This window comes from Streptomyces spiramenti (assembly GCF_012034385.1).
GTDB lineage: Bacteria > Actinomycetota > Actinomycetes > Streptomycetales > Streptomycetaceae > Streptomyces > Streptomyces spiramenti.
On the sequence record NZ_JAAVJB010000243.1, the window covers coordinates 1 to 7,152 of the forward strand.

Annotated in this window: 5 protein-coding genes; all 5 read right to left on the reverse strand. The window is 72.1% G+C overall.

What is annotated here, in order from left to right:
- Positions 1-134 precede the first annotated feature (134 nt).
- A complete protein-coding gene (locus HCJ92_RS20560) occupies positions 135-983 on the reverse strand; it encodes a GNAT family N-acetyltransferase (RefSeq protein WP_167935109.1) in 849 nt (282 codons plus the stop codon).
- 476 nt (positions 984-1,459) lie between these two features.
- On the reverse strand, positions 1,460-2,617 hold the full coding sequence (gene ispG, locus HCJ92_RS20565; protein ID WP_167935105.1) for a flavodoxin-dependent (E)-4-hydroxy-3-methylbut-2-enyl-diphosphate synthase: 1,158 nt from the start codon (positions 2,615-2,617) through the stop codon (positions 1,460-1,462).
- 82 nt (positions 2,618-2,699) lie between these two features.
- Positions 2,700-4,004 carry a site-2 protease family protein gene (locus HCJ92_RS20570; protein WP_167935106.1) on the reverse strand — a complete coding sequence of 435 codons (1,305 nt, stop codon included), beginning with the start codon at positions 4,002-4,004 and terminating at the stop codon, positions 2,700-2,702.
- 10 nt (positions 4,005-4,014) lie between these two features.
- Positions 4,015-5,304 (reverse strand): 1-deoxy-D-xylulose-5-phosphate reductoisomerase, encoded by a 1,290-nt coding sequence (dxr, locus tag HCJ92_RS20575; RefSeq protein WP_167935107.1) that lies wholly within the window; start codon positions 5,302-5,304, stop codon positions 4,015-4,017.
- Positions 5,305-5,448: 144 nt separating this feature from the next.
- The gene (locus tag HCJ92_RS20580; protein ID WP_167935108.1) at positions 5,449-6,903 is read right to left on the reverse strand and encodes an aldehyde dehydrogenase family protein; all 1,455 of its coding nucleotides are present in this window, start codon (positions 6,901-6,903) and stop codon (positions 5,449-5,451) included.
- Positions 6,904-7,152 lie beyond the last annotated feature (249 nt).

Sequence of the window (7,152 nt, forward strand, 5' to 3'; positions counted from 1 at the left end):
GGCCGGGTGCACGGGGCCGCCCCGTGCACCCGGCCCGGCGGGCGGTGCGAGTACCACTGGCACCGCCGCCCGGCGCACCACTGTGCGAGTCGCGCCGGGGCCGACGCGCGGCGGACCCACCCGCGGGCGCGCTCTCAGAACATGATGCTGCGCAACGCCCCGACCTCGCGGAAGCCGAGGCGCCGGTAGGTGGCGAGGGCCGGCTCGTTGAAGTCGTTCACGTACAGGCTGACCACCGGAGCGGCCTCCTCCAACGCGTGCCGGATGACCTGTGCCAGTCCCGCCGTGGCCAGACCGCGGCCTCGACGGTCAGGAGCCGTCCAGACACCCTGCAGCTGGCACACGGCCGGGGTGACGGCGCCGATCTCGGCCTTGAACACGACTCTGCCGTTCTCCATCCGTGCGAAGCAGCGGCCCTCCCCCACCGTCTCCGCGACGCGCGACTGGTAGGCAAGGCCGCCGTCCACGGCCGAGAGGGGCGAGACGCCCACCTCCTCGGTGAACATGGCGACGCAGGCCGGCATCACCACCTCCATCTCACCGCGACGGACCCGGCGGACCCTGGGGTCCGCGGTGACACCGGCGGGCGGGCTGTCGATGACCATCAGCGGCTGCCAGGACCGCACGAGCCGTGGCGGACCCCACGGTCGCTCCAGGTATCCCCACAGCTCCTCGACCTGGTCCGCCGGGCCGACGATCGAGGAGCAGCGCCTTCCCTGTGCCAGGGCTCGCTCGGCGAAGGCGCGGAGCGCGGCGGGGCCCGCGCCCACCGGGACGAGGTTGGCTCCGGCGAAGCAGAGCGCCGCGAGCTCCCCCTGGTGGTACCAGCCCCACATCTCGCCGCCCAGTCGCCGCGGGTCGAGGCGGGAGTCCAGTACACGGGCGGTGACGAACGCGTTCGCGACGGGGTCGCGAGCCAGTACCTCCAGGACGGCGGTGAGCTCGCGGGAGTCCAGAAGACGGACGGCGGGTGTCGTCAGCACGGGGTCGATGCCTTGCCGGTCGAGGGTGGGGACGGTGGGCCGTGGCGCGAAGCCGTGCACGGCACTTTACCTGTGCAGACGCTCCGGGGGTCGTCGCCCGGCCATCCGGCGTCGCGGCTGCGCGTGCGTCGCTGTCTCGGAGGGGCACGGCGGTGACCGGGCGGCTCCGGGGCATCGCATGGGGCGGGTCGGTGGCTCGCGCGCTCGCGGGAGCAGCGATGGCACGGAGCCGTGACCAGCCGGCGGGGCGAGCTCCCGGCGCCAGCGCCGCGCGGGTTCTGCTGGGACGGGTGCCGGTGGTGGGCCTCTGCCGGGTGCCGGCGGCCACGCGCCCCGGAGCGTGGGGAGCAGCGCACGCAATAGCGTGGGGCGCGCTCCCGATGGAACGCGCCCCACACTGTTGTCCTACGGCCCCCGCGGGGTCGTGGCACCTGCCCGGCCCGTCTCACGGCGGTGCGGGCAGGCGATCGGCGACGTCAGCCGGCCACGGCCACCTGCGGCTCGCCGGAGGTGACGCCGTCCTTCTCCATCTGCTCGGCGATCTTCATCGCCTCCTCGATCAGCGTCTCCACGATCTTGGACTCGGGCACGGTCTTGATGACCTCGCCCTTGACGAAGATCTGCCCCTTGCCGTTGCCGGAGGCGACACCGAGGTCGGCCTCGCGCGCTTCGCCGGGGCCATTGACGACACACCCCATCACCGCGACCCGCAGCGGGACCTCCATGCCGGTGAGGCCGGCCGTGACCTCTTCGGCGAGCTTGTACACGTCGACCTGCGCACGCCCGCACGAGGGGCAGGAGACGATCTCCAGGCCGCGCTCCCGCAGGCCGAGGGACTCCAGGATCTGGTTGCCGACCTTGATCTCCTCCACCGGCGGAGCCGAGAGGGAGACGCGGATGGTGTCGCCGATGCCCTCGGAGAGGAGCGCGCCGAAGGCGACCGCCGACTTGATGGTCCCCTGGAACGCGGGCCCGGCCTCGGTGACCCCGAGGTGCAGCGGGTAGTCGCACTGCGCGGCCAGCTGCCGGTAGGCGTTGACCATGACGACGGGGTCGTTGTGCTTGACGGAGATCTTGATGTCGCGGAAGCCGTGCTCCTCGAAGAGGGAGCACTCCCAGAGCGCCGACTCCACCAGCGCCTCGGGCGTCGCCTTGCCGTACTTCGCGAGCAGTCGACGGTCCAGCGAACCGGCGTTGACGCCGATGCGGATGGGGGTCCCGGCGTCGGAGGCCGCCTTGGCGATGTCCTTGACACGGTCGTCGAACTGCTTGATGTTGCCGGGGTTGACCCGTACCGCGGCGCAACCGGCGTCGATGGCCGCGAAGACGTACTTCGGCTGGAAGTGGATGTCGGCGATGACCGGAATCTGCGACTTGCGCGCGATGACCGGCAGGGCGTCGGCGTCGTCCTGGGTCGGGCACGCCACCCGCACGATCTGGCAGCCGGAGGCCGTCAGTTCGGCGATCTGCTGCAGCGTCGCACCGATGTCCGAGGTGCGGGTCGTGGTCATCGACTGGACGGAGACCGGGGCGTCACCGCCGACGGCGACGGTGCCGACCTGCAGCTTGCGGCTGACCCTGCGCTCGGCGAGCTTCAGCGGTACGGACGGCATTCCGAGCGAAATGGCAGTCATCGGTCTGTGCAACCCCACGGTATGGCTCTTAGGTCCCCGGTTCGGCCGGGCTCCGGACAACGAGACTACGGCACCGACGGCGCTAGCCCGCCAAGCGGACCGGTGTGACGATATCCGCGGCGAGTACGAGCAGCGTGAAACAGATGAACACCGCGGCGACGACGTAGGCGACCGGCATCATCCGTGCGACATCGAACGGGCCGGGATCGGGCCTGCGGAGCAGCTTGGCGCCCTTGCGGCGCGCGGACTCCCACCCGGCCCCCGCGATGTGGCCGCCGTCCAGCGGCAGCAGCGGCAGCATGTTGAAGAGGAAGAGTGAGAGGTTGAACCCCGCGACGAGGAAGAGCGCCGTCGCCACCTGCTGGCTGGCGGGGATGTCGAGCGTGAAGATCTCGCCCCCGACTCTCGCCGCCCCTACGACCCCCATCGGGGAGTCCTGGTCGCGTTCGCCGACGCCCCATGCCGCGTCCCACAACCCGGGGACCTTCGACGGGACCGCCAGCAACGCCTCGAAGCCGGTGACCATGATGTCGCCCATGCGGTCCACGGCTTCCGGGAAGTCCTGCTTGACGATCCCGGAGGCCGGGGAGATGCCGAGGAAGCCCGTCGTGACGTAGTTGCCCTCGACCCACTCGCCGTTGTCGTCGAGCTCGGCGACCTGGTTCTCGATGAGATCGACCCGCAGCTCCAGCGGTGTGCCGTCGCGCTCCACGGTGATGTCCGCGGGGCCGACGGTCGCCCGGATGTCCTGCTGGAGCGTGCCCCAGTCGGTCACCGGCTCGCCGTTGAACGCCAGGATGGTGTCCCCCGGGAGCATCCCGGCAGCGTTGGCGGGCGCCTCGGGGTCTCCCGAACGGCACTCGTCGCGCTCCTCGCTCTGGGCGACCACGCACTCCTGGACGGTGGCGACGGTCGTCGTCGAGGTGGGGATACCAAAGGCCATGAGCACGCCGAGGAAGATGAAGACCGCGAGGATGAGGTTCATCGCGGGCCCGGCGAACATGACGATGATGCGCTTCCACGGCTTGCGCGTGTAGAAGAGCCGCTTCTCGTCCCCGGGCTGCAGCTCCTCGTAGGCCGCCGCGCGGGCGTCCTCGATCATGCCGCGGAACGGCGAGGTGGAGCGCTGCCGCACCCGACCGTCGTCGCCCGGGGGGAACATCCCGATCATGCGGATGTACCCGCCCAGGGGGATCGCCTTGATCCCGTACTCGGTCTCGCCCTTCCGGCGCGACCACAGCGTCGGCCCGAACCCGACCATGTACTGCGGCACGCGGATGCCGAACATCTTCGCGGTGCTGAGATGGCCCAACTCGTGCCAGGCGATCGAGAAGAGCAGCCCGAGAACGAAGATGACGATCCCGAGGATGAACATCAAGGTGGTCACGGGTCTCCCTCTAGCCCTTGCGCACGGCGCCCGACGCGCCGCCGCTCACGGCACCCGCTGTGCCGGCGGTACCGGTCAGTTCCCGTGCACGGTGACGTGCACGGGTCTCCGCCTCCAGGACGTCCGCGACGGTCAGCGAAGTTCCGGCCGCGTCGTCCCCCTGCTCCGAGACGACCCGTGCGACGGTGTCGACAATGCCGGTGAACGGCAGCCCGCCGGTGAGGAACGCGGCGACGCACTCCTCGTTCGCCGCGTTGTAGACCGCAGGGGCGACGCCGCCGAGACTACCCACATGGCAGGCGAGGGGCACCGCCGGGAAGGCGTCGGTGTCGAGCGGGAAGAACTCCCAGGTGTGGGCGCGCGTCCAGTCGCACGACGGGGCGGCGCCCGGAACCCGTTCCGGCCAGCCGATGCCGAGGGCGATGGGGCCGCGCATGTCGGGGGGCCCCGCCTGGGCGAGCGTCGAACCGTCGGTGAACTCGACCATCGAGTGCACGTAGGACTGCGGGTGCACCACGACCTCGATGCGCTCGAAGGGAATCGCGTACAGCAGGTGGGCCTCGATCACCTCCAGCCCTTTGTTGACCAGGGTCGCGGAGTTGATCGTGATGACCGGCCCCATGCTCCACGTCGGGTGGGCCAGCGCCTCCTCGGGCGTGACCTCCGCCAGTTGCGCGCGGGTCCGCCCCCGGAAGGGCCCCCCGCTGGCGGTGACCACCAGCCGCGACACCTCACGCCGCACCCCGCCGAGCAGCGCCTGGAACAGCGCCGAGTGCTCGGAGTCGACCGGGACGATCTGGCCGGGCGCCGCAAGGGCGGTGACCAGCGGGCCCCCCACGATCAGCGATTCCTTGTTGGCCAGCGCGAGCACGCTGCCGGCCGACAGGGCGGCGATCGTCGGGGCGAGCCCGATGGACCCGGTGATGCCGTTCAGCACCGTGTGGCAGGGCAGCCCCGCGACCTGGGTCGCGGCGTCGGGCCCGGCGAGGATCTCCGGAAGGGGCTCCGCCGCGCCGTACCGCTCGCGGAGCGCCGCCCGCAGCTCCGCGACCCGCGTCGGATCGGCCACGCCGACGGTGGTCACACGGAGAAGGTGCGCCTGCTCGGCGAGCAACCCGACACGGCCGCCGGCCGCCGACAGCGCGGTGACCCGGAACCGGTCGGGATTCCGCAGGACGACGTCGACGGCCTGGGTCCCGATGGAACCGGTGGAGCCGAGGATCACGATGTCACGGGGGTGCTCGGCGGGCGGGGCGAAACGGAGGTGCGGATCCGCGACGGGCGCGGCGGATGCTGTCATGCCCCCATTGTGTCCGGGCTCAAGACCCGGCCCGGCCCGGGGCCGCGCTCGGGCCAGCCCCGCGAGCACCGGCCGGGCGGGGGCGGGGCTGCGGCCCGGGGCCGCACGGCGCGGGCCGGCGCGCGCCGTGCGGCTGCCGACCGGCTACAGGTCCAGGCCGGTGAGGACCATGACGCGCTCGTAGGTGTAGTCCTCCATGGCGAACTGGACACCCTCGCGCCCGACGCCGGACTGCTTGACGCCGCCGTAGGGCATCTGGTCGGCCCGGTAGGACGGCACGTCCCCGATGATGACGCCCCCCACCTCCAGGGCACGGTGGGCGCGGAAGGCCGCCTGCACGTCACGGGTGAAGACTCCCGCCTGCAGCCCGTAGACCGAGTCGTTGGCGATGGCGAACGCGTGGTCCTCGTCATCGGCCCTGATCACGGTCATCACCGGCCCGAAGACCTCCTCACGGCCCAGGTTCGTGTCCGCCGGGACGTTCTCCAGGACCGTGGGCGCGTAGCTCGCGCCGTCCCTCGTTCCACCGGTCAGGATCTTCGCGCCCGCGGCGGCGGCCTCGTCGACCCAGGACTCCACGCGACGGGCCGCGTCCTCGCTGACCAGGGGGCCCACATCCGTCGCCGGGTCGGTCGGGTCGCCGGTGACCTGCGCGTTCACCGCCTCGATCAGCCGGGGCAGAAAGCGGTCGTAGACGGAGTCGTCCACCACGGCGCGCTGCACGGAGATGCAGGACTGTCCGCCCTGGTAGTTCGAGAACGCGGCGATCCGCTGCGCGGCGTGGTCGAGGTCCGCGTCGGTGGAGTAGTCGCCCAGTACGACGGCCGCCCCGTTGCCGCCGAGTTCGAGCGTGACCCGCTTACGGGGAACGCTGTCGAGAATGGACCAGCCGACCCCGGCGGACCCCGTGAAGGAGATGATCGGCAGCCGCTCGTCCTGGACCAGGGCCGGCATCTCCTCGTTCGGGACAGTGAGGACGCTCCAGGACCCGGCCGGCAGGTCCGTCTCCGCCAGCAGCTCTCCGAGGAGGAGCGCGGAGAGCGGCGTCGCCGGTGCCGGCTTGAGGATGATGGGCGCACCGACGGCGATCGCCGGGGCCACCTTGTGGGCGCACAGGTTCAGCGGGAAGTTGAAGGGCGCGATCCCCAGGACGGCGCCGCGGGGCACGCGGCGGGTAAGCGCGAGACGCCCCTCGCCCCCGGCGTCCGTGTCCAGCCGCTGGGCCGTGCCGCTGTTGAACCTGCGGGCCTCGTCGGCCGCCCAGCGGAAGACGGAACGGCAGCGGCCCACCTCGCCCCGTGCCCACTTCAGTGGTTTGCCGTTCTCGGCGGAGATGAGCTGCGCGACCTCCTCCGCCCGTTCGGTCAGGCGCGCGCCCACGTGGTCGAGGGCGGCGGCCCTCACGTGGGCCGGGGTCGCCGCGAACTCGGGGGCGACGGCGGCAGCCGCCGCGACCGCCTCTTCCGTCTGGTCGGCGGTCGGCACGCTGACGCGTGCCACGGTGCGCCCGTCCCAGGGAGACGTGACGTCGAGTGTCCGGTCGCCGGTCGCCTCCCGACCGGCGAGCCAGAACGCGTTCGGGGTGTTCGCTGAGGTCATCGCGTGGACCGGCCCTTCCGAGTAAGTGAATGCTGCGGGGCTGCTCCCTGCCCACGGTAGGGGTGCGGGCCGCTGGACGCTCTTGTCCGGCGCGGCGCAGTCCTGCGGCGTGTCGCACCGCTTCGGTGCACGGTGGGGCGCTCCGGGGGCCGTCGCTCGCGCCGTCGGCCACCCCGCACAAACGCCACGCGCAGCGCCGCGCGCCGCGTCACCGCGCGCCGGTCGACCCGTCCCGCACAGGCGGTGGCG

What these genes read in the sequence shown, in the direction of transcription:
- ispG (WP_167935105.1), bottom strand. Translation starts at nt 2,617, where the DNA reads ATGACTGCCATTTCGCTCGGAATGCCGTCCGTACCGCTGAAGCTCGCC.
- dxr (WP_167935107.1), bottom strand. Translation starts at nt 5,304, where the DNA reads ATGACAGCATCCGCCGCGCCCGTCGCGGATCCGCACCTCCGTTTCGCC.
- HCJ92_RS20580 (WP_167935108.1), bottom strand. Translation starts at nt 6,903, where the DNA reads ATGACCTCAGCGAACACCCCGAACGCGTTCTGGCTCGCCGGTCGGGAG.